Annotated in this window: 1 pseudogene; it reads left to right on the plus strand. The window is 61.1% G+C overall.

The features are described from left to right. Positions 1 to 301: pseudogene (locus tag KVS69_RS19270) on the plus strand (hypothetical protein); the annotation flags it as partial.

The following is a 301-nucleotide window of genomic DNA, read 5'->3' on the forward strand; positions in this document are numbered from 1 at the left end:
CCATGGGGTGGTGGATCGATTGCCCAGCATTCCAGGGCTCGCAGAGCGTTGGGGCGAAACGGTCCTCCATTGCCCTTACTGCCACGGCTACGAAATCTGCGGAACAAACATCGGCGTGCTTATTGCGTCCAAAGCGGAGGCAATGGACCAGGTCAAGGCGCTCTCGCAATGGGGCGCTGTCACCGCGCTCCATGCCGGGACGCTCTCGAGGGACGACGTGCGAGAGCTTTCAGCGGAGCTGAAGGGCATTGGCATGACGTTAGAGGAAAGTGCCTTGGCGGGTGTGACCGGCAAAGCGATC

It is taken from the genome of Stenotrophomonas sp. GbtcB23 (assembly GCF_019091045.1).
Taxonomy (GTDB): domain Bacteria; phylum Pseudomonadota; class Gammaproteobacteria; order Xanthomonadales; family Xanthomonadaceae; genus Stenotrophomonas; species Stenotrophomonas rhizophila_A.